This window comes from Azospirillum formosense (assembly GCF_013340925.1).
GTDB lineage: Bacteria > Pseudomonadota > Alphaproteobacteria > Azospirillales > Azospirillaceae > Azospirillum > Azospirillum formosense.
This window is the reverse complement of sequence record NZ_WHOR01000014.1, coordinates 1-19,051: the sequence shown is the minus strand read 5'-3', so window position 1 is coordinate 19,051 and position 19,051 is coordinate 1. Positions and strand designations below refer to the sequence as shown.

General features: G+C 66.5%; 18 protein-coding genes. 8 read left to right on the top strand and 10 right to left on the bottom strand.

Going from position 1 to position 19,051, the window contains the following annotated elements; genetic code table 11:
• Nucleotides 1–166: 166 nt before the first annotated feature.
• The 6 genes from GBZ26_RS03550 to GBZ26_RS30085 all read right to left on the bottom strand — a co-directional run bounded on the left by GBZ26_RS03550 (nucleotide 167) and on the right by GBZ26_RS30085 (nucleotide 6,513).
• Nucleotides 167–1,861 (bottom strand): methyl-accepting chemotaxis protein, encoded by a 1,695-nt coding sequence (locus GBZ26_RS03550; protein WP_174437617.1) that lies wholly within the window; start codon nucleotides 1,859–1,861, stop codon nucleotides 167–169.
• Nucleotides 1,862–1,889: 28 nt separating this feature from the next.
• Nucleotides 1,890–2,879, bottom strand: coding sequence for an ornithine cyclodeaminase family protein (locus tag GBZ26_RS03545; protein WP_174437616.1), 990 nt, complete (start codon nucleotides 2,877–2,879; stop codon nucleotides 1,890–1,892).
• Complete coding sequence (locus GBZ26_RS03540; RefSeq protein WP_174437615.1) at nucleotides 2,876–3,724, bottom strand: alpha/beta hydrolase fold domain-containing protein; 849 nt, start codon at nucleotides 3,722–3,724, stop codon at nucleotides 2,876–2,878. Before GBZ26_RS03540 ends, GBZ26_RS03545 begins: the two co-directional genes overlap by 4 nt.
• 35 nt (nucleotides 3,725–3,759) lie before the next feature.
• The gene (locus tag GBZ26_RS03535) at nucleotides 3,760–4,530 is read right to left on the bottom strand and encodes an ABC transporter ATP-binding protein (protein WP_145678882.1); all 771 of its coding nucleotides are present in this window, start codon (nucleotides 4,528–4,530) and stop codon (nucleotides 3,760–3,762) included.
• A 91-nt stretch (nucleotides 4,531–4,621) separates the two neighbouring features.
• A complete protein-coding gene (locus GBZ26_RS03530) occupies nucleotides 4,622–5,626 on the bottom strand; it encodes an ABC transporter substrate-binding protein (RefSeq protein WP_174437614.1) in 1,005 nt (334 codons plus the stop codon).
• Between the two features lie 65 nt (nucleotides 5,627–5,691).
• Nucleotides 5,692–6,513, bottom strand: a complete 822-nt coding sequence (locus GBZ26_RS30085) for an ABC transporter permease subunit (protein WP_174437613.1) — start codon at nucleotides 6,511–6,513, stop codon at nucleotides 5,692–5,694.
• Between the two features lie 154 nt (nucleotides 6,514–6,667).
• Here GBZ26_RS30085 and GBZ26_RS03520 point away from each other — a divergent pair, with 154 nt between their 5' ends.
• Nucleotides 6,668–7,342 (top strand): GntR family transcriptional regulator, encoded by a 675-nt coding sequence (locus tag GBZ26_RS03520; protein ID WP_211104567.1) that lies wholly within the window; start codon nucleotides 6,668–6,670, stop codon nucleotides 7,340–7,342.
• 26 nt (nucleotides 7,343–7,368) lie between these two features.
• Here GBZ26_RS03520 and GBZ26_RS03515 read toward each other — a convergent pair whose 3' ends face one another.
• Nucleotides 7,369–7,545, bottom strand: a complete 177-nt coding sequence (locus tag GBZ26_RS03515; protein WP_174437612.1) for a hypothetical protein — start codon at nucleotides 7,543–7,545, stop codon at nucleotides 7,369–7,371.
• Between the two features lie 98 nt (nucleotides 7,546–7,643).
• On the opposite strand from GBZ26_RS03515, the gene GBZ26_RS03510 reads away from it, so the two are divergent.
• Nucleotides 7,644–8,123: a VOC family protein gene (locus GBZ26_RS03510; protein ID WP_174437611.1), complete on the top strand. Its 480-nt coding sequence runs from the start codon at nucleotides 7,644–7,646 to the stop codon at nucleotides 8,121–8,123.
• 20 nt (nucleotides 8,124–8,143) lie between these two features.
• Here GBZ26_RS03510 and GBZ26_RS03505 read toward each other — a convergent pair whose 3' ends face one another.
• Nucleotides 8,144–9,571 carry an MFS transporter gene (locus GBZ26_RS03505; RefSeq protein ID WP_174437610.1) on the bottom strand — a complete coding sequence of 476 codons (1,428 nt, stop codon included), beginning with the start codon at nucleotides 9,569–9,571 and terminating at the stop codon, nucleotides 8,144–8,146.
• 111 nt (nucleotides 9,572–9,682) lie between these two features.
• On the opposite strand from GBZ26_RS03505, the gene GBZ26_RS03500 reads away from it, so the two are divergent.
• Complete coding sequence (locus tag GBZ26_RS03500) at nucleotides 9,683–10,588, top strand: LysR family transcriptional regulator (protein WP_174437609.1); 906 nt, start codon at nucleotides 9,683–9,685, stop codon at nucleotides 10,586–10,588.
• A gap of 241 nt (nucleotides 10,589–10,829) precedes the next feature.
• On the opposite strand, the gene GBZ26_RS03495 is transcribed toward GBZ26_RS03500, so the two are convergent.
• Together GBZ26_RS03495 and GBZ26_RS03490 are read right to left on the bottom strand one after the other, a co-directional pair.
• Nucleotides 10,830–11,312: a hypothetical protein gene (locus tag GBZ26_RS03495; RefSeq protein ID WP_174437608.1), complete on the bottom strand. Its 483-nt coding sequence runs from the start codon at nucleotides 11,310–11,312 to the stop codon at nucleotides 10,830–10,832.
• 18 nt (nucleotides 11,313–11,330) lie between these two features.
• The gene (locus tag GBZ26_RS03490; RefSeq protein WP_174437607.1) at nucleotides 11,331–13,088 is read right to left on the bottom strand and encodes a hypothetical protein; all 1,758 of its coding nucleotides are present in this window, start codon (nucleotides 13,086–13,088) and stop codon (nucleotides 11,331–11,333) included.
• Between the two features lie 408 nt (nucleotides 13,089–13,496).
• Here GBZ26_RS03490 and GBZ26_RS03485 point away from each other — a divergent pair, with 408 nt between their 5' ends.
• The 5 genes from GBZ26_RS03485 to GBZ26_RS03465 form a co-directional block, all read left to right on the top strand.
• Complete coding sequence (locus tag GBZ26_RS03485; RefSeq protein WP_247884754.1) at nucleotides 13,497–14,363, top strand: helix-turn-helix domain-containing protein; 867 nt, start codon at nucleotides 13,497–13,499, stop codon at nucleotides 14,361–14,363.
• A gap of 155 nt (nucleotides 14,364–14,518) precedes the next feature.
• Nucleotides 14,519–16,672 (top strand): TonB-dependent siderophore receptor, encoded by a 2,154-nt coding sequence (locus GBZ26_RS03480; RefSeq protein ID WP_174437605.1) that lies wholly within the window; start codon nucleotides 14,519–14,521, stop codon nucleotides 16,670–16,672.
• Nucleotides 16,673–16,730: 58 nt separating this feature from the next.
• Nucleotides 16,731–17,525: an ABC transporter ATP-binding protein gene (locus tag GBZ26_RS03475; RefSeq protein WP_174437604.1), complete on the top strand. Its 795-nt coding sequence runs from the start codon at nucleotides 16,731–16,733 to the stop codon at nucleotides 17,523–17,525.
• Nucleotides 17,522–18,418 carry an ABC transporter substrate-binding protein gene (locus GBZ26_RS03470; protein ID WP_174437603.1) on the top strand — a complete coding sequence of 299 codons (897 nt, stop codon included), beginning with the start codon at nucleotides 17,522–17,524 and terminating at the stop codon, nucleotides 18,416–18,418. The genes GBZ26_RS03475 and GBZ26_RS03470 overlap by 4 nt, the downstream gene beginning before the upstream one ends.
• The coding region (locus GBZ26_RS03465; RefSeq protein ID WP_211104565.1) for an iron chelate uptake ABC transporter family permease subunit at nucleotides 18,411–19,051 on the top strand (641 nt) is incomplete at its 3' end. The genes GBZ26_RS03470 and GBZ26_RS03465, both read left to right, overlap by 8 nt.

The following is a 19,051-nucleotide window of genomic DNA, read 5'->3' as shown; positions in this document are numbered from 1 at the left end:
ACCGTCATCGTGTTCCTCTCCCAACCGGTCCTGCGGTAAAGCCCACAGGACGGAAACCGGCGGAGGCCGCCGGTCGTCTCGCCCGCCGCATTCTGGCGGTTGCCGGCGCGCCGCTCAACCCATTGATCAGGGCCGATTGGTTATGGCCGATGGATTGGGGGAGGGATCAGGCGGTCTTCACCTCGGCGATGAAGGCGTCGACGCTGCCCTTGAGGGCCACGGCGCGGCCGGCCACCTCGCGGGCGGATTGCAGGACCTGCGCCGATCCGGCGGCCGTCGATTCCGAGGCAACGCGCAGCGTGCCGATGGTCCCGGTCACCTCCGCCGTGCCCTGCGCCGCCTGAACGGCGTTGCGGCCGATCTCGGCGGTGGCGGCCCCCTGCTGCTCGACGGCGGCGGCGACGGCGGTCGCCATCTCGTTCAGGCGGTAGATGACCGTGGCGATCGTCTGGATGGCCGACACCGCGCCGCCGATGGTCTCCTGCATCGCGCCGACCTGACCGCGGATCTCGTCGGTCGCCTGCGCCGTCTGGTTGGCGAGCTGCTTGACCTCGCTCGCCACCACGGCGAAGCCCTTGCCGGCCTCCCCGGCGCGGGCGGCCTCGATGGTGGCGTTCAGCGCCAGCAGGTTGGTCTGGCTGGCGATGCCCTGGATGAGGTCGATCACCTCGTTGATGCGCTGGCCGGACTCGGTCAGGGCGCCGACCCGCTCCTGGGCCTGCTGGGCCTGCCGCGTCGCCTCGTCGGCGAAGCCGCGCGCCTCGTTCATCTGGCGCGACACCTCCTGCACGGTGGAGGTCATCTCCTCCGTCGCGGCGGCGACCGTCTGGACGTTGGCGGCGGTCTGCTCGGCGGCGGCGCCGACGACGGTCATGCGCTCCGACGCCTGCTCCGCCCCGGCGGACAGGGAGTTGGCGGTGGCCTCCAGCGCGGCGGCGGCGTCCTTCATGACGTGCAGGGCCTCACCGACCTCGCGGTCGAAGCGCAGGATCGTCGCGCCGACCGCCTCGGCGCGGTCGAGCTTGTGCCGGGCCTCGGCCTCCTGCTCCGCCTGGATGCGCTGGCGGTCGAGCGCGTTGTCCTTGAAGACGGCAAGCGCCCGCGCGATGTCGCCGACCTCGTCGCGGCGGTCGGCGCCGGTGATGACCACCGTCAGGTCGCCACCCGACAGGCGGCGCAGGCAGGACACCGCCTCCACGATGGGGGTGACGATGCCGTGCGCGGACAGCCAGCGCCCGATCAGCCCGCTGGCGAGGATGCCGAGCAGGGCGACCGCGGCGATCAGCCATGTGGTCCGGTCGGCCAGCGCTTCCGCCTCCTCGGAGATTCGCGCCGTCTTGGCGACGGTGAGGCCGTTGTAGTCCTGGACGGCGCGGATCAGCGCCTCCACCTGCTCCTGGCTGCCGGAGACGTTGTTCAGCACCTCGCGCCGGGCGTAGGTGATGCCCATGTCGGCGTGCTTCTTCGCCGCCGCCACCGTGTCGTCCAGGCTGCTGACATAGGCGGCGTATTGCGTCTCGATGCCGTCCAGCAGGGGGCGCTGCTGCGCGTCGGCGGCGGAGCGGGCGTGCTCCAGATGGGCGCGGACCTCCGCCTTGCGGTCGGCGACGACGGCTTCGATGGTGGCGACGCTGGCCGGGTTGGCGCCCATCTGGTACTCGGCGCGGCTCAGTTCGACCAGATAGCGGTTCAGCCGGGCGCCCTGCGTCGCCTCGCGCCCCGCCTCCTCGACCCGGTTCAGCTCCCCGCCGAGCGTGGCGAGGCCGTAGCCGCTGACCAGGGCGGTGGACACCGATACGGTGCCCAGCACCACGACGATGCCGAGAATCTTCCCGGCGATTCGCACATTTTTCAACTGCATGTCGGCCTCGGTCGCGCCCTCTTGCGGGTCAGCGCGCTAAATCGATGCGGTGGATGGGTAAGCCGGCGTCGCCGGCGGCGATGGCAGCATCGGCGGCGCGGACGGCCCAGGCGGCGATCGCCAGATCCTGGATGCCCATGCCCGTGCAATCGAAGACGGTGATCTCGTCCGCGCCGGCGCGGCGGGGCGCCTTGCCTTCCAGCACGTCGCACAGCGTGCCGCGGATGGACTCGCGGGTCAGGCCGTGCGCCAGCGCGTGCTGGCATTCGCCGAGCGCGGAAGCCTGCGCCCAGTCGTCCACCCAGACGGCGGCGCCGAGCAGGATCGCCGGGTCCAGCTCCTGCTTGCCGGCGGTGTCGGCGCCCATGGCGCAGATGTGCGTGCCGGGGCGGACCCAGCCGGCCTGGACCACCGGCGCGCGCGCCGTGGTCAGGGTGATGAGCACGTCGGCGTTGCGCGCCGCGGTTTCGGCGTCCACGACCTCGACGGGGACCGGCCCGGCGAAGGAGGCCGCCAGCTCCTCGGCCCGCGCGCGGTCGCGGTTGGCCACCAGGATACGGTCGAAGGGGCGCACCAGCAGCGCCGCCTCCAGATGGTGCGCCGCCTGTCCGCCGGTGCCGATCAGGGCGAGCACCCGCGCGTCGGGCCGGGCCAGCTCGCGGATGCCGATGGCGCAGGCGGCGGCGGTGCGCAGCCCGGTCAGGTGGTTGGAGCTGACCAGCGCCGTCGGGCAGCCGGTCTCCGGGTCGGTGAGCACGGTGGTGGATTGGTGGTTGGTCAGGCCGCGGGCGCGGTTGCCCGTCCAGTAGCCGCCGATCTTCAGCCCGAGCAGCCCGATGGCGAGGTCGCCGCCGGCCTTGATGCCGTAGACGTCCGGCCCCGGCAGCAGCCGTTCGCGGACCACGGGGAAGTTGCGCGCCTGCCCGCGGGAGACCTCGCGGAAGGCCATGTCCATGGCGTCGATGGCGTCGGCGGGGGACACCAGACGGCGGGCGGCGGTTTCATCGATGACGATCATTCTTTTGCTCCGGCCGCATCCAGCACCAGCCGCGACAGCGCGTCGTCCGGCCTTTCCATCCGTGCCATGATCGAGAAGTGATCCTCCCCGGCCAGCGTGTGATAGGAGCAGCGCGAGCCGCGGCCCCGGCACAGCGTGGCGAAGTCGCGCGACTGGGCGATCCAGGCGGGCGTCTCCGCCGAGCCGACGACGACTGTCAGGGCCGTGGCGGTCGAGGGCGGGTGGCGCATCGGGCTGACCCCGTCGACCATCTCCGGGCGCAGCCCGATGGTCTCGTTGACGGTGATGCCCAGCACCGGCTCCAGCTCGTAGATGCCGCTGATCAGGATGGCGGCCTTGACGGCGCCGTCCTCCAGCCGGTCCGCCCCGGCGTCGTCGGCCAGCGCCAGGGCGATCAGATGCGCCCCGGCGGAATGGCCCGACACGGTGAGGCGGTCGGGGTCGCCGCCCAGCGCGGCCGCGTTGCGGTGAATCCAGCGCAGCCCCTCGCGGGTGCGCCGGGCGATCTCCGGCAGGGTCGCGGCCGGGCACAGGTCGTAGTTCATGACCACGGTCGTCACCCCGCGCGGCACCAGCGCGTCGGCGACGTAGCTGTAATCGGCCTTGTCGCGCCCGCGCCAGTAGCCGCCGTGCAGGAAGACGTGCAGCGGGGCGCCGGGCGTTGCCGCCGGAAACACGTCGAGCGTGGACAACGGGCTGTCGCCGTAGGCGATGTCGTAGCGCGCGGCGTTCCGTTCCCGCGCGGCGCGGCTCAGTTCGGCGGCGCGCTCGGCGTGGCGCGCGAAGTCGGGGACGGAATGGCGGGGGTTGTACTGCCACTCGTGATCGTCAGGGGTGACCGACACGATGGGACCTCCTGGGTTCCGGAGAAGGGGGGCGCTCAGACCAGATCCATGAGCTGGGTCCACAGCTGGTGCCGCTTGGCGACGTATTCCGGCGTGTCGCGCAGCGCCTCGCCCAGGCTGGCGCGCGGGCGCGGGATGTCGATGGGCACGATCTCGCGGATGCGGCCGGGGCGGGGCGACATGACCACCACCCGGTCGGCGAGGCAGACGGCCTCGTCCACGCTGTGGGTGACGAAGAGGATCGTCTTGCCCATGCGCTCGGTCAGGCCGAGCATCTCGTTCTGCAAAATCTCGCGGGTCAGCGCGTCGAGCGCGCCGAACGGCTCGTCCAGCAGCATGATCTCCGGCTCGATCGCCAGGGCGCGGGCGATGCCGACGCGCTGCTGCATGCCGCCGGACAGCTGGTGCGGGAAGCGGTCGCCGAAGCCCTTCAGCCCGACGGTGGCGAGCACGCGCTCCGTCGTCTCGCCCTGGCGGGCGGCGGGGATGCCCTTGGCCTCCAGCGCGAAGCCGATGTTCTGGGCGGCGGTCAGCCAGGGCAGCAGGCCGTATTGCTGGAAGACGAAGCCGCGGTCGTGGCCGGGGCCGGTGACCGGCTTGCCGTCGATGCGGATCTCGCCGCTGGTCGCCGTCTCCAGCCCCTGGATGATGCGCAGCAGCGTGGTCTTGCCGCAGCCGCTGGGCCCGACGAAGGCGATGAACTCACCCTCCTCCACGTCCAGGTCGACGCCGTCGAGCGCCGTCATCGACGGCCCCCCGGACACCGGGAAGCGCTTGGTCAGGTTGCGGACGGACAGCTTGGGCATGGGACGGCACCGGGTCTTGAAGCGGGACGGCGGGCGGAATGGGGCAAAGCGGGAAAGGGGGCCGGCGGGTGCGCCGCCGGCCCCGAGGGGATTACGGCTGCTTGTAGGTGCCGATCTCCGCCAGCACCTCCTGGACGATGCTGGTGTCCAGCACCTTCTCGGCCGGGTGGACGGCCTTCTGCAGGCCGCCTTCGACGTTCAGCTCCTGCATGTACTTGGCCTGATCGGCGGTGACGGTGCCGTTCGGGTTCCAGATGCCGCCGACCTTGTAGAACTCGTAGAACTCGGCGAGCTGCTCGTCGTTGTAGTCGAAGTGCTTCTTCGCGACGTCCAGCGCGCCCTTCTCGTTGTCGAAGATCCAGCGGGTCGCCTCCAGCTCCGCCTTGACGAAGCGCTTCAGCACGTCGCGCTTCTTGGCGATGGTCGCGTCGTTGACGTCCCAGGGGGTCATCACGTAGTTCGGCAGCTTCTTGGAGACGACGAACAGCACCTTGGCGTTCTTGTCGTGCGCGGCCTTCGGGTCGTAGTTGGAGACGGTCGCGTCGATGGTGCCGGTCAGGATGCCGTTGATGCGGGCCGAGGAGCCCTTCAGCGAGACCCACTGGACCGACTTGATCTGCTCCTCGCTCATGCCGGCCTGACGCATCAGGGCGGTGATGACGACGTGCGGCAGCGAGCCGGGGGAGGAGATGCCGACCTTCTTGCCCGGCAGGTCGGTGACGTCCTTCACGCCCGACGCGGCGTTGGCGTAGAAGGCGTAGTGCAGGCCGGTGTGGACGCCGCCGATGGTCTTCAGCGTGCCGCCCTTGTCGGCCGCCGCCAGCGTCTCCGACATGCCGGCCTGGCTGACGTCCAGCTCCCCGGCGATCAGCGAGCGCACGGGGATGGAGCTGTCGGCGATGTGCACCAGCTCCACGGTCAGGCCGTTCTTCTCGTAGAAGCCCTGGTCCTGCGCGACGAACTCGACGAGGTTCAGGAACATCTTGGCCGGCATGCCGATCTTCAGCGCGTCGGCGGCGAGCGCGGCGGTGCTCATCGCCACGGAGAAAGCACCCGCCAGCAGGGCGGCCTTCAGCGAACGGGACATCATGCTCATGATCCCTCTTCCTTCCTCAATCCGGTGTGGTGTGGGGCGCGTGTGGTGCGGGGGAGGCGGGCCGGTCAGCGGCGGCGCCAGCGGCCGAAGCGCTCTTCGACCTTTTGAACGAGAATCGTCAGCGCGTTGGCGAGCAGGGCCACCACCAGGACCGGGGCGAAGGCCTTGGCCGTCTCGAACGCGTTGGTGTAGTTGATGATCAGGCCGCCGAGGCCGGAGATGGAGGTCAGGAATTCCGCCACGATCATCGCGATGATGCCGCGGCCGAGCGCGATGCGCAGGCCGCTCGCCACGTAGGGCAGGGCGTAGGGCGCGATGATCTGGCGGTAGACCATGAACCGCGAGGCCATGAAGGCCTTGCCGATGTCCAGATAGTGGCGGTCCACGTTCTTCACGCCGGTGACCGTGTTGATGATCACCGGGAAGACCGCGAACAGGATGATGATCGTGATCTTGGCGAGGAAGCCGATGCCCACCCACAGCATCAGGATGGGGATCAGCGCCACCAGCGGCATGGCGTAGAGCGCGTTGATGTAGGGATCGAGGATCACCTCCACCGTGCGGTTCGTGCCCATCGCGAAGCCGACCACGATGCCGATGACCGAGGCGATGACGAAGCCCAGGACGAAGGTCGACATGCTGTCCAGCGTCGCCGAGAGCAGCTCGCCGTTCAGCAGCAGCTCCCAGGTCGCCACGGCGATGTCGCTGGGCACCGCGACCAGCAGCTTGTTGGCGTCGCGCGCCGCGAATTCCCAGACGGCGAGCAGCAGGACCAGCGTGCCGATTTGAAGCAGCCGCTCGCGGCGCCTCTGCCGGTTGGGGTCGGACGCCGCCTCAGGCTCGCCGGCGCTTTTTGAAACGGCGCTCGCTTGTGCACTCCGCTGCACGCCTGCCTCCTGTGTGCGAGGTGATGGTATGGTGGGGTGGGTGTGGCGTTCGCCGCTGTGGGCCGCCTTGGACCGCCGTTGATACGTATGCTAATCGAAGGTGGTAATGTGGTGCAAGCAGTTCGTCATACTGTCTGACAAGAAGAGAAATTTTATGTCAAATTTGTCGATAAATATTGTTCGCGTCGCCGCTCCCCTGCGCCAGCAGGTGATCGACCTGTTGCGCGCGGCCATCGCCGAGGGGCGCTATTCCCCCGGCGACCGGCTGGTCGAGCGCGAGCTGTGCGAGACGTTGCAGGTCAGCCGCCCGATCCTGCGGGAGGCCCTGCGCCAGCTGGAGGCGGAGGGGCTGGTCCACAACGTGCCCCAGCGCGGGCTGGAGGTGGTGACCCTGACGGTGGAGGATGTCCGGCAGATTTATCAGGTGCGCGGGGCGCTGGAGAGCCTGGCGGCCGCGGAGTTCGTCACGCGGGCCAGCCCGGAGCAGTGGGCGGTCCTCGCAGACGCCATGGCGGCCTTCGAGGCGGCGGCGGCGGAAGGCGTGCCGTCGCGCATCCGCACGGCGAAGACGATGTTCTACGACACGCTGATCGCCGGCTGCGGCAACCCGACGATGGCGCAGATCCTCAAGGCGCTGCACAACCGCATCCAGCTTCTGCGCGGGGTGTCGCTGGCCGAGCCGGGGCGGCTGCCCAACACGATCCGCGAAATCCGCGAGATCTTCGAGGCGATGACCGCCCGCGACACCGCCCGCACGCGCCAGCTCTACGACGAGCACATCGCCAGCGCCGCCCGCGTGACCATGCAGGCTTTGGCCGCCGGACGATAAGGTCTGGGGTGGGGGATAAGGGTTGATCAGGCGCCGCCGATGCCCTCGGTGAAGGTCTCGCCGGTCCTGGGGTCGATGTCCTCGCCGGTTCCCGGCGTGCCGGGCGCGGCCTCGTCACGGTCGCTGGCCGGCTTTTGGCTGTCAGGATCGTAGCTGCGCGGGGGATGGATGCCGGTGTCGTCCGGCTTCTTCGGGTCGCTCATGCGCCACCTCTGCGAAAGGATTGCAACCTTCCGATCAACAGGGGCGGGGGCGTATCCTCACGCGCACCGGCAAGGCACCGACAGGGAAAGGACACGCCATGACGACCGCCAAGAACATGATCTGCCTCTGGTACGACAAGGACGCGGAGGCCGCGGCCCGATTCTACGCCACGGTCTTTCCCGACAGTTCGGTGGGCGCCGTTCATCGGGCGCCCGGCGACTACCCGTCCGGCAAGGCGGGCGACGTGCTGACGGTTCAGTTCACGGTTGCCGGCATTCCCTGCCTCGGCCTCAACGGCGGGCCGACGTTCCAGCACAACGAAGCCTTCTCGTTCCAGATCGCCACGGACGACCAGGAGGAGACCGACCGCTACTGGAACGCCATCGTCGGCAACGGCGGGCAGGAAAGCGCCTGCGGCTGGTGCAAGGACCGCTGGGGCGTCTCCTGGCAGATCACGCCGCGCGTGCTGACCGAGGCGCTGGCGGCCGGCGGCGAGGAAGCCAAGCGCGCCTTCGAAGCAATGATGGGCATGACGAAGATCGACGTCGCCGCGATCGAGGCCGCGCGGCGCGGCTGACGATCCCCGTCGGGCCGGGCTCACCGGCCCGAAACCGGCGCTTCCACGGCTTCCACCGCCTCCGCCGCGCCGCTCGCGGGAACGCGGAGCAGGCTGGCCAGGCCGCCCGCCAGGGTGAGGGCGGCGGCCAGGCCGAGGCCGAGGCGCGGCGCCGCCTCCGGGCCGGTCAGCAGCGAGAAAAGCACCGTCATGAGCACCGCGCCGGCCGTCTGCCCGACCAGACGCGCGGTGCCCTGCATCCCGCCGGCGGCGCCGCTGCGCGCCTTGGGCACGGTCAGCAGCATGTTGCGGTTGTTGGGCGTCTGGAACAGCCCGAAGCCGAAACCGCACATCACCATGAAGGCCAGCAGCGGCCGCGGGTCCTGCTCCAGCGGCCAGACCGCCGCCAGGGCTAAGCCGGCGGCGAGCAGCAGGCCGCCCAGCGCGCAGAGCCAGCCCGTGCCCACGCGGTCGGACAGCCGGCCCGCGATGGGTGCGGCGACGGCGGTCGCCAGCGGCCACGGCACCAGGAACAGCCCCGCCGTGACGATGTCCTGGCCGAGCCCGTGCTGCAGGTAGAAGGGCAGGGCCACGGCGGCGGCCATCTGGCCGGTGAAGCAGAGGACGGAGGCGACCACCGACAGGCGGAAGGAGCGCACCCGCAACAGATCGAGCGGCACCAGCGGCGCCTCGCGTTCCTTTTCGCGCCGGACCAGTCCGGCGAGGCAGAGCGCCGCGGCCAGCAGCAGCGCGCCGCCGCGCAGGGGCTGTGCCGCGACGGTTTCGGCCCCCATCACCAGGGCGGCGAAGAAGCCGGCGTTGAGGGCGACGCTGGCGGGATCGAGGCGGCGCTTGCTTCCCGCGACGGCGGGCAGCGCGCGGGCGGTCGCCAGCACGACGAGCCCGACCGGGATGTTGACCGCGAACAGGAACGGCCAGGGGGCGACGGAGAGAATGCCCGCCCCGAGCGTCGGCCCCGCCGCCGAGGCGAGCGCGATGGCCAGCGCGTTCCAGCCGATGGCGGCGCCGAGCAGCCTCTGCGGATAGACGAAGCGCAGCAGCGCGACGCCCAGCGCCATCACCGCCGCCCCGCCGAGCCCCTGGACGAAGCGCGCGGCGATCAGCCAGGACAGCGTCGGCGCCAGGGCGCAGCCGGCGGAGGCCGCTGTGAACAGCAGCACCCCCCCGGTGAACACCCGGCGGTGCCCAAGGCTCTCCCCAAGGGCGCCGACGGGCAGGAGCGCGATCACCAGCGCCAATTGGTAGGCGGTGATGATCCAGACGGTGTCGGCGGGCGGAATCCCGAGGGTGCCGGCGATGGTCGGCAGGGCGATGTTGGCGATGGCGCCGTCGAGCACGACGAGCACGATCGCGGCGATGACGGACGCGGCGGCCACGGCGCGGCGGGGCATGGGAAGCCCGTCGGGTTGCGGGGTATCGGGCGTTCGGGCGGTGGTGGAACGGGGCATCGGCGTCTCCAACAGGGGTTGGATCAATGTCGCTCTCCGCTTGGCATGGCGGAAGACGCCGCCTGTGCAGGTTATTCCTGCATGGGACGCCATGTGTTAGCCTCGGGCTCCATGGCCGATCCCGATCTCAATTTGCTCATCGCGCTCGACGCGCTGCTGTCGGAGGGCAGCGTCGTCAAGGCGGCGCGGCGGCTCGGCCTCAGCGAGTCCGCGATGAGCCGCACCCTGGCGCGGCTGCGCGAGGTCACCGGGGACCCGCTGCTCGTCCGGGCCGGGCGCGGCCTCGTCCCGACGCCGCGGGCCATCCAGTTGCGGGAACGGGTGCCGGGCCTTGCCGAGGAGGTCCGCGCGGTGCTGCGTCCGGCGGAGGCCATCGACATCGCCCGGCTGGAGCGCAGCTTCACCCTGCGCGCCAGCGAGAGCTTCATCGAAGTCTACGCCGCCCGGCTGGTCGGCCGCGTCGCCGCCGAAGCCCCCGGCGTCCTGCTGCGCTTCGCACCACGGGGCAACCGCGACGCGCAGGCGTTGCGCGACGGTCTGATCGACCTCGACATCGGGGTGCATTCGGAAACCACGCCGGAACTGAAGGTGCAGAGCCTGCTCCGCGACCGGCTGGTTGCCGCCGTGCGGGACGGCCATCCGCTGACCCGGCTGGAGACGGTGGCGCCGGAACAGTACGCTGCTTGTGGCCATGTGCTGACCTCGCGGCGCGGGCTGGTGCGGGATCGGATGGACGAGGCGCTGGCCGCCCTCGGCCTCACGCGCAAGGTGGTGGCGGTGGTGCCGAGCTTCCCGGCGGCCCTGGCGATCGTCCGCGCCTCCGACCTGACCGCCCTGGTGTCCGAGCGTCAGGTCGCCGCGGGCGTGGCCGGGGTCCGCACCCTGCCGCTTCCCATCGCCCTGGAAGAGGTCGTGGTGACGCAGATGTGGCACCCCCGGCAGGACGCCGACCCGGCGCACCGCTGGCTGCGCGGGGTGGTGCTTGGCGCCTGCCGGGAGCCGGTGGGGGCGGCGTGAACTGCCAAAGTGCGAGTTGAGCGGGGTGGCAGGAGCGATGGTGGAGGGGGCCGGTTGTCTGCAAAGCGCCGATAGCGACCCTTCCCGAGCAACATCAGGCCTGCCATGCATGCGTCAGTGGGGTAATTTTGTTTTCCGCTACGGAATGGTGCCGGTTGGCGCATACGCCATAGGCGTGGATTATCGCGCAACGACTTTCCCTCGGCTGCCCTATCGCCGTGGAATTGAAAATCATTGCATGTCATAGAAACGATATTTTTATATTTGATAGAGGGGTGGCAAGAAGTTTATAGTTTTCTTCTCGCTCCTCAATCATTTTTCTTTCAATAAGAAAGTTAATGCCTTCAATCGCTGCTTTGTGATCTTTCATGTATTCGTATAATTTCTTTTTTGACATGACTCTGTGGAATCCTTTTACCTCAAATATCTTTAACACTTCTCCTGCGCTATCTGGAATGAGCGTTAAATGCCTTGGCGATAAAAGAGCCAAGGTCAGTACCGAGAGAAGTGTCACAAACGCAGGGTTCTGCCTTAAGGAATCGGGAACTCCAGGATAGCTCATCCATAAAGACAACGCCTCAATGAACGAGCTTTTCTTTGGAAAAAAAACCATGTGTTTTGCAAGTGAGCCGCCAGGTGGGGGCTCGTGCTTGATTCTTTTTTCGAGAATATCTATCAGTGTTTCCGCCTCAGAACCTTCCCACTCGATTGAGTAATTAATCATGATGAAGCTCCTTTGTTTCTACTCAAACATATCCATGAGAGTTCGCTGGAACAAACCGTGAATCAGCTGTCCAACGCCATCTTCAGACTGACAGCCGTCAATAAATGACGGATCTTGATCGATGGGCACCATACCATGCTCGCGACAACAATAAGGGCGAGGGGGATGACGTGGTTCATCGACAAAGTTGACCCGTTTGAAGTCTGGATTCGTCCACCTATATTGGATGAGAAATTTTTTGACAGCGTCTGGCATCAGGCGGAGGAAAATATATTCCTTATGGGTAACCTCGGGAGCAGAGAGAAAAGTTTTAACTTTTACATAATCATGAAGATATGTAAAGAAATACCCAAATAAACTATTAATGGATTTCTGGTCAAAAATTACCCTGATGATCATTTCTTCTGTATAATAATATGGGAATCTTCTAATGTAGTCAGCGGCAACCGCATCAGCTATTTTTTTGTTTTCCGCGTCTGCAAAATCATCCTTCATGGAAGTGGCGAGTCGTGTGTAGATACATTCAAGAACGCAAGAAGTTATTCTGGAGAATTCTAAAATTACCTTGATAATATTTTCTCTATCAGGCGAAGCGTGAGCTCCGATATTCATCGGCTCAAAGGCAGAATGAACATTCTGATGGTGCCGTTCCTCAATCTCTTCTTGCTCGATTTCATCATCAGGGTCTTCGAATTCTTCGCTATATTCCTTTCTCACATAAGAAGTCGTATCGCGTGCCGAGTCGGTAGGTTTAATGCCTGATTTTCTTATTGCTTCGAGCAGAGATTCGACAAATAAATCATGTAAATTTTTCTTATTTCCATGATCCAACAAATCCATAAGAATATGACTGCGAGTGGAGAAGGGGCGCTGTTTCCGATTTATAAAAGATGACCGCTTTGAAGCAAGCTCATGTTCAGCATTTTCCTGCAATTTTCTGTATATATTTTCAAAATCTCCTGCGAAATTTACTAAAAAATTAAATATATCGACTGGGTGAGGGTAGAGGTCCTTAAATACCGAATCCGGATCGCTGCTTATATTGCCGTATCGCAAAGCAGCCCCCGCGAGAATAATAAATACTATCGGTTCACGCCCTCCCTTTTCATTAAATAATGACCAAGCTTTTGTGTATATCGGGGATGCCGGTGTGGGAAGCACATCCAAAAGACCAACGCTGAACCGTGACGCAATGAAAGCCTGACCTTCAATAAGATGCAGAATTCCCAACCCATTGTCGCGTTCTGAGATGGCTTCCAGCACAACCCGGCAGTCGCGAGAAATCAGTCCGGCAATCCGCTCATTCAAATCTGCATCAATATCTCGCAATACGGAGAGAAAATTTTCCCCTAGACGCCACTTTCCGCCCGATGATGCAATCATAAAGAAAATATATATCTCCCAACTTTCAATGGACTGAATTGAGTCCACGAGCGTAAACACGGAGCGGTAAGCATGCTTCTGGACTCCGTGAAAAGCTTCGTGCCGCCATAATTCGAAATTAGTCAGCAAATTTTTCAATTCAGGAAGCTTGGCAATCAACTCTGAAGTACGGAAGATTTCATCTCCGTACTTTTCTTCAAAGGTCTTCAGTTTATCAACTGATTTGGCAAGTTTTTGAGAGAATTCTTCGGATATCCCAGGAATAGAAATGGTCGAATCGCTTAATGATATGAAGCCTGTAAGCTCACCTTCGAGAGCACCATTCAAAAAGCCAGCTGATAATTTCTCGATATAAGCACTATGAAGTTCAATCGCCCTTTCAATTTTGTTCATAAAAATTCTCCCCTAAGTAGCATGTCTATCTATCAATGCTTTTATATAAAAATCTAACAAGAAATGCAACAGAATCTGCGTGCATAAATTCAAAAGCCATTCAATCATAAGATGCTGTCGCTGGTTGTCTGCTCCATAAAGCGTGCTTGGGGTACGGTATGGAAGTCCCTTTGTGGGGACATCGTGTGGATGGTAAGCAGACTGAGTTGAGCGTCCGGTTTTGGGTTGTAATCGGACCCAACGCGCGCCCATCGCCCTCACCTTTCACCCAGGTGTCAGGGCGCCAAGTAAGAATGCGACTTGTTCGCAATTGCATTCTGCCCTATAGGTCTGGCCTCTCGGGGGCGGAATCCGGGGGTCTGTTCAATCCGGTGGCTGGGAGGCCGATCCATGCCGTTCCATCCCAGAATGCAAAGCAGCACGGAGGGGATCACCATTCTCGGCGACCTTCAGTGGCGCGCCTGGAACGGGATGATCGCCGACATCTGGAACGTCGCCTGCGACCAGAACGGCCAGGGCGAGTATGTGTCTGAAGCCCCGCGGCTGGTGGTGGTCCTCGACCAGGTGGGGGAGGGCGGGCTGCACGTCACCGCCTCGCCCGGGCGCGGCGAGGGTGGCCGGCTCAGCCGGCGCGAACCGCTGAGCTATGTGCCCGCCGGCCTGCGGGTGTGGTCGCGCACGGTGAACGTCCGCCGGCTCACCCATCTCGACCTCCATTTCGACATGTCCGTGCTGGGGGGCCGCTTCGTGGACGGGCTCGACGTCCGGGGCATGGAGCGGCCGCGGCTGAATTTCGCGGATGACCGGCTGTTCGCGCTGGCCCGCCTGATCGCGGCGGAATGCCGGACCTCGGCGAACCTGCACGACCTCTACGGCGAGAGCCTGATGGCCGCGCTCTTCGTCGGCCTCGCGCAGGCGGAGCCCGTCGCCGAACGCAAGCGGGGGCAACTGCCGCCGCGCCAGTTGAAGCGCGTCACCGACTACATTGAGGAGCATTGCGGCCGTCCCATCCGATTGCAGGAGTTGGCCGAGTTGACCGGCCTGTCCACCACCCATTTCTGCACCGCCTTCAAGGCATCGACTGGCCTGCCGCCCCACAAATGGCAGATGCGGGTCCGCGTGGAACGGGCCAAGAGCCTGCTGACCGGATCGGACATGACGCTGGCCGCCGCCGCGGTGATGGCGGGGTTCTCCGATCAGGCGCACCTGACGCGCGTCTTCCGCCAGATCGTTGGCACCACGCCCGCCGCGTGGCTGCGCAACCACACCGGCTGAGCCCGCATCGCCCGCAACGCCCCGGGACCGACGAATGCCGGAAGATCGTCCAACCCGTCCAAAGACCGTTCAATCGCGCCCTGCATGCGCATGCTAATCATTCGCAACAACGAAGGCGTTTCGCGGATGCCGCATACAGTCCGAGGCCGATTGCGATGAGTGATATTTCCAACAAGCGACTGACCCGCTTCCTCTTGAGCAGCACGGCGCTCGCCGCCCTGCTGGTGCCGGCGCTCGCCCAGGCGCAGGGAACGACCGCTCCGGCGGTCCTGGCGCCGGTGACCGTGGAGGGCGACCGGTCCGCCGACACCGCGACCAGCCCGGTCCGCGGCTATGTGCCCGGCCGCTCGGCCACGGGGTCCAAGACCGACATCCCGCTGGAGGCGGTCCCGCAATCCGTCTCGGTGATCGGGCGCGAGGAGATGGACGACCGCGGCGCGCAGAAGGTGGACGAGGCGCTGCGCTACACCCCCGGCGTCTTCAGCCAGCCCTTCGGCCCGGACAGCGACACCAACTGGATCTTCATCCGCGGCTTCCAGGCGACGCAGACCGGCATCTACCAGGATGGGCTTCAGCTCTACAGCTACGGCTTCGGCGGCCAGTTCGTGGACAGCTACACGCTGGAGCGGATCGAGGTGCTGCGCGGCGCCTCCTCCGTCCTCTACGGCGGCAGCAATCCCGGCGGTCTGGTGAATTACGTCACCAAGCGGCCCGGCGACACGCCGGTGCGCTCGGTCGAGGCGGGAATCAACCAGCACGGCACTGCCCATTTGGGCGTGGACGTCGGCGGCGCCATCGACCCGACGCTGAGCTACCGGCTGACCGGCCGCATCGCCGGCGGCGACGGCTACACCGATTTCGCGGACGGCTTCCGCGGCACCATCTCGCCGAGCGTCAAGTGGTCGCCGAACGACCGCAGCACGTTGACGGTGCTGAGCAACTACACCGACATCGACGAGACGCACAACGGCGGGGCCTTTCTGCCCTATGTCGGCACGGTGAAGCCGGCCTCCTTCGGGCGCATCGACCGCAAGGCCAACTTCACCGAGCCGGACATCGACACCTTCCGGCGCCGTCAGGCCTCCATCGGCTACGAGTTCGAGCACCGCTTCGACAACGACCTGACCTTCCGCCAGAACGCCCGCTACGGCTACAGCCGGGTCCATGAGGTCACGGTCTACCCCTATGGCTACAACGCCTTCTCGGCGGTGCCGACCGATCCGGACAACCTTCTGTCGCGCATCAATTTCGAACACACGACCAAGGTCAACACCTTCCTGATCGACAACCAGCTCGAATCCAAGTGGCAGACCGGGCCGATCGCCCACACGGCGCTGGTCGGCGTCGACTACAAGTATTTCAAGATGGATCAGGTGCAGGCGTCCGGCTCGGCCACGCCGATCAGCGCCACCAATCCGGTCTACGGCGCCGCGCAGGGCCAGCGCTTCTCCTACATCGACCAGGAGCTGACGATGGGTCAGCTCGGCGTCTATCTCCAGGACCAGATGCGCTTCGGCCAGGGCTTCCTGGTGACGCTGAACGGGCGCTACGACATCGCCTCCACCGACGCCGACGGCACGCCCGCCTACGACGGCAAGGACGGCAAGTTCAGCGGGCGCGCCGGTCTGGCCTACGAGTTCGCCAACGGCGTGACGCCCTATGTCAGCGCCTCCACCTTCTTCAACCCGGTGCTGGGATCGTCGGCGGTGGCCGGCGTGTTCAAGCCGGAAACCGGCCAGCAGGTCGAGGTCGGCGTGAAGTACCGCCCGGCCTGGATGGACGCCATCGTCACCGCGGCCCTGTTCGACCTGACGCGCACCAACGTGGTGACCGGACCCTTCAACGCCGAGACCCAGCTGGGCGAGGTCAACTCGCGCGGCATCGAGCTTGAGGCCAAGGCCAACATCACGCCGAACCTGAAGGCGGTCGCCTCCTTCACCGCGCTCGACCTCGACATCAAGAAGGACGCCAACCCGGCGCTGATCGGCAAGACCCCCTACATCGTGCCGCAGGTCCAGGGCTCGGCCTTCCTCGACTACACCTTCCGGGAACATGCGCTGGACGGCGTGTCGGTGGGCGGCGGCGTGCGCTACGTCGGCTCGTCCTGGGCCGACAACGAGAACACGCTGAAGGTCCCCGCCGCCACCGTGTTCGACGCGCGGATCGGCTACAAGCCCGCCGCCTGGGGCATGAATCTCGCCGTCACCAACCTGTTCGACAAGGAGTATGTGGCGAGCTGCCAGACCCAGTTCTCCTGCGGCTACGCCGAGGGGCGGACGGCTCTGCTGACCGTCAACATGACGTGGTGACGTGATTCCCTCTCCCGTCCCGGGAGAGGGAATTCAACAGGAACATCCGGAAAGACCGATGACCAGCCCGGACCAGACCCAACCCCTCTACGACCTCGCGGGCGTGAGCTTCTCCGTTGCCGGACGGGCGATCCTGTCGGGACTGTCGCTCCGGCTGGAGCAGGGGCGGATCTATGGGCTGGTCGGCCCCAACGGGTCGGGCAAGAGCACGCTGATCCGCCTGCTGGCCCGCCAGCAGCCGCCGGGTGGTGGCGCCATTCGCTGCCTTGGAACGGACCTCGCGCGGATCGGCGACCGGGACTTCGCGCGCACCGTCGCCTACATGCCGCAGTTCACCCCGCCGGCCGAGGGCATGACGGTGCGGGAGCTGGTGGCGCTCGGCCGTTTTCCCTGGCACGGCGCGCTCGGCCGCTTCGGGGCGGAGGACGCCGCCAAGGTGGCAGAGGCCATCGCCGAAACCCACCTGGACGCCTTCGCCGACCGGCTGGTCGACAGCCTGTCGGGCGGCGAGCGGCAGCGCGTCTGGCTGGCGATGATGCTGGCCCAGGAGACGCGCTGCCTGCTGCTCGACGAGCCGACCTCGGCGCTGGACATCGCCAGCCAGGTGGAGCTGCTGGGGCTGGTGCGCCGGCTGAGCCGGGCGCGCGGCATCGGCGCGGTCATCGTCCTGCACGACATCAACATGGCGGCCAGCGTCTGCGACGAGATCCTGGCGATGCGCAACGGCGCGCTGATCGCCCAGGGCACGCCCGACGCCATCATGACCGGCGAGACGCTGGGGGCCATCTACCGCCTCGCCATGGGGACCGTCCCGCACCCGGTGACCGGCAAGCCGATCGGTTGCGTGCTGTGACGGGACGCGCGACGATCACCCGCCGCCACGCGCTGGGCCTTGCCGCCGGAGCGGCGCTGCTGCCCCGCCTCGGGCACGCCGCGTCCGGGCGGCGGGTCGCCGCCATCGACTGGGCGGGACTGGAGACGGCGCTGGCGCTCGGCATCGTGCCGGTCGCCGCGACTGAACTGATCCAGTTCCGCAAGGTCGTCGTCGAGCCGGAGGTTCCGGAGTCGGTGATCGACCTCGGCCTGCGCGGCACGCCCAATTACGAGGCGCTGACGCTGGCCGAGCCGGACCTCATCCTCACTTCCAACTACTACGAGGGCCAGCGGGCCAGCCTGGAGCGGGTGGCGGAAACGCTGTCGCTGCCGATCTACCAGCCGGGCGTGCCGCCTTATACGCTGGCGGCGGACGCCGCGTTGACCCTCGGCCGGGCGCTGGGACGCGAGGCGGAGGCCCGCGCCTTCGTCGCCGGGACGGAGGCGGAGATCGCCCGGCTGGGCGACTCCCTGCGCGGCGCCGTCCGCCGCCCGGTGCTGGCGATCAACTTCGGCGACGCCCGCCATGTCCGCGCCTTCGGCGACGACAGCATGTTCGGCGCGGTGCTCCAGCGGCTGGGGCTGCGCAACGCCTGGGCCTCGCAATCGAGCTACAGCGCCGCCGCGCCGCTGGGGATCGAGGCGCTGGCGCGGATGCCGGACGCCATCGCCGTCGTCGTTCCGCCGCTGCCCTCCGACGTGGTGCGGGGGCTGGACGACAGCGCCCTGTGGCAGGCCCTGCCGATGGTTCGGAACCAGCGGGTGAGCGTGATCGAGCCGGTGAACCATTTCGGCGGGCTTCCGGCCGCCCTGCGCTTCGCCCGCCTCGTCACCGCCGCCCTGCTGCGGCCGGAGACCGTCCGCCATGGCTGAGCGCGTGGCCGTCAACCGAATCCTGCTGTGGAGCGGGTTGGCGCTGGCCGCCGCCCTTCTGTCGATCCGGCAGATCGCCGGGCACGCCGCGGCCCCCTCCATGCCCCTGCCGCCGGATGCCGCGTGGCTGGACGGCGTCATCCTCTATCACAGCGTGTTGCCGCGGATCGCGGTGGCGCTGGTCGCCGGGGCGGCGCTCGGCCTGTCGGGGCTGCTGCTCCAGCGCGTGCTGCGCAACCCGCTGGCCGAGCCCTCGACGCTCGGCGTGTCGGCGGGCGCCCAGCTCGCCCTGACGCTGGGGATGCTCTATGCCCCGGCGCTGATCGATCACGCGCGGGAGGGGGTGGCGCTGGCCGGCGGGCTGGCGGCGGTCGGGCTGATCCTCGCCATGACGTGGCGGCGCGGGCTGGAGCCGGTGGCCGTCGTGCTGGCCGGGATGATGGTCGCCCTGACCGCGACGATGGGCAGCGCCGCACTGATCCTCGCCAACGGCGAATACCTCTTTTCCATCTTCATTTGGGGCGGCGGGGCGCTGGCGCAGCAGAGCTGGGTGCCGACGCTGAGCATCGCCGGCCGCCTGCTGATCCGCGTCGGCGCCGCGTTCCTGCTGATGGGGCCGCCGGCCCCCCTCGC

Excerpts from the sequence above, each read along its gene's own strand:
- GBZ26_RS03550 (WP_174437617.1), bottom strand. The coding sequence starts at position 1,861 with ATGCAGTTGAAAAATGTGCGAATCGCCGGGAAGATTCTCGGCATCGTC.
- GBZ26_RS03545 (WP_174437616.1), bottom strand. The coding sequence starts at position 2,879 with ATGATCGTCATCGATGAAACCGCCGCCCGCCGTCTGGTGTCCCCCGCC.
- GBZ26_RS03535 (WP_145678882.1), bottom strand. The coding sequence starts at position 4,530 with ATGCCCAAGCTGTCCGTCCGCAACCTGACCAAGCGCTTCCCGGTGTCC.
- GBZ26_RS03530 (WP_174437614.1), bottom strand. The coding sequence starts at position 5,626 with ATGAGCATGATGTCCCGTTCGCTGAAGGCCGCCCTGCTGGCGGGTGCT.
- GBZ26_RS03520 (WP_211104567.1), top strand. The coding sequence starts at position 6,668 with ATGTCAAATTTGTCGATAAATATTGTTCGCGTCGCCGCTCCCCTGCGC.
- GBZ26_RS03515 (WP_174437612.1), bottom strand. The coding sequence starts at position 7,545 with ATGAGCGACCCGAAGAAGCCGGACGACACCGGCATCCATCCCCCGCGC.
- GBZ26_RS03510 (WP_174437611.1), top strand. The coding sequence starts at position 7,644 with ATGACGACCGCCAAGAACATGATCTGCCTCTGGTACGACAAGGACGCG.
- GBZ26_RS03505 (WP_174437610.1), bottom strand. The coding sequence starts at position 9,571 with ATGCCCCGTTCCACCACCGCCCGAACGCCCGATACCCCGCAACCCGAC.
- GBZ26_RS03500 (WP_174437609.1), top strand. The coding sequence starts at position 9,683 with ATGGCCGATCCCGATCTCAATTTGCTCATCGCGCTCGACGCGCTGCTG.
- GBZ26_RS03495 (WP_174437608.1), bottom strand. The coding sequence starts at position 11,312 with ATGATTAATTACTCAATCGAGTGGGAAGGTTCTGAGGCGGAAACACTG.
- GBZ26_RS03490 (WP_174437607.1), bottom strand. The coding sequence starts at position 13,088 with ATGAACAAAATTGAAAGGGCGATTGAACTTCATAGTGCTTATATCGAG.
- GBZ26_RS03485 (WP_247884754.1), top strand. The coding sequence starts at position 13,497 with ATGCAAAGCAGCACGGAGGGGATCACCATTCTCGGCGACCTTCAGTGG.
- GBZ26_RS03480 (WP_174437605.1), top strand. The coding sequence starts at position 14,519 with ATGAGTGATATTTCCAACAAGCGACTGACCCGCTTCCTCTTGAGCAGC.
- GBZ26_RS03475 (WP_174437604.1), top strand. The coding sequence starts at position 16,731 with ATGACCAGCCCGGACCAGACCCAACCCCTCTACGACCTCGCGGGCGTG.